General features: G+C 68.7%; 1 protein-coding gene. It reads right to left on the bottom strand.

What is annotated here, in order from left to right; translation table 11 throughout:
- Positions 1 to 18 precede the first annotated feature (18 nt).
- Complete coding sequence (locus tag V6U89_RS30045) at positions 19 to 1182, bottom strand: IS110 family transposase (RefSeq protein ID WP_334576674.1); 1164 nt, start codon at positions 1180 to 1182, stop codon at positions 19 to 21.
- Positions 1183 to 1410 lie beyond the last annotated feature (228 nt).

The raw sequence follows: 1410 nt of genomic DNA, 5'->3' as shown, positions 1-1410 counted from the left end.
ATCTGGCACCCCTCTGTGTCAAGTGATGATCAAGAGGGGTGTTCTAGGCTGGGGTTCGGCGGGTCCGGGAAGTGACTTTTCCGAAGTGTCGATCTCGGGGTTCAGGTCGGCCGCGCTGGATTGCAGAGTCGCCCCCACGTGTCCTCCCGGACCCGTCCCGAGCTGCTTGGTGTCGGCGACCATCTGCCGGTAGACGATGTCGGACAGACGCCGCTTGAGTGCCCGTAGGGCCTCCGTCGGGGTCTTGCCCGCAGCCAGTCTGCGCCGGTAGTAGCGGCGCCCTTCGGTGTCACGGCGCAGCTGGACGATGGCCATGATGTGCAGTGCCCGGTTGATGCGCCGGTTCCCGGCACGAGACAGACGATGGCGTTGCTGGTCGCCGGACGAGGCGTCGATCGGCGCCGTGCCGTTCCATGAGGCGAAGTGGGCGCGGCTGGCGAACCGGGCAATGTCGCCGATGTCGCCGAGCAGGCGGGCCGCGCCGGACGGCCCGATGCCGGTCAGGTCCATCAGCCGACTTCCAGTGCTGTTGACCAGGTCGGTGAGCTCCTGTTTCGCGATCTTGATCTTTTTGTCGATGACGACGAGCTCGCCGATCAACTCGGAGGCCAGCCGGCGACGGGTCTTGCCGACCACATCGCGCGGGCGCACGGTGCCCAGCAGGGCGCGGGCCTGCTGGGCGGACAGGTCCTTCTTCGCGCCGCCGGGCACCAGTTCGAGCAGCAGGTGATGCAACCGGGAGACCACGTCGGTGCGGGCCCGGCCGAGCTGGTCACGGCGGTCGACCAGCAGCCGTAACGCGACCGTGGTGTCGTCGGTGACGACCTGCCGCAGGCCTTCGGTGCGCAGGGCGACCACAGCGACGCTGCGGGCGTCGACCGGGTCGGTCTTGCGGCCCTGGCCGGTGGCGAACACGCGGGCCCGGGCGGACAGCTTCGCGGGAACGTCCACGACGGTTTCGCCGTCAGCGACCAGACGTTGAGCGATGTGCCGGCCGATGCCGTTGCAGCCCTCGACCGCCCACAGGCGGTCTTTGTGCTTGCGGCCGGCGCTCAGCATGGCCTGGTAGCCGTCGCGGTCGGTGCCGAACCGGCCCTGCCCGAGCGCCTTCTCCCGGGCGTTGATGATTTCGATGGTGGCGGAACGCTTGTGCGGGTCCACGCCGATGATGACTTGAGCCATCGTGTCCTCCCTCGATCCGACGATGGGTCGTCGACGGGAGGGCAGCGCTACCTTGAGCCGGGCAGTCCCCTCTTGAGCCTCTCTCCGCCGCGGTGACCGGCGGGGCGCACGCCAGATGAGAGCCACACCAACCTACGGTGGGCAGCCGCGATGAGAGCGACCCCACCGGTCACCTCGACCAAGCCTGGCCGGGCTGCGGTCGTACCACCAGCTAACAGGTAGCCGCGA

Origin of the sequence: Micromonospora sp. CPCC 206171 (genome assembly GCF_036906755.1) — a bacterium.
Lineage (GTDB): Bacteria > Actinomycetota > Actinomycetes > Mycobacteriales > Micromonosporaceae > Micromonospora > Micromonospora purpureochromogenes.
Note: the sequence above shows the minus strand (reverse complement) of the source record. Positions and strands in the feature narration are given on the sequence as shown.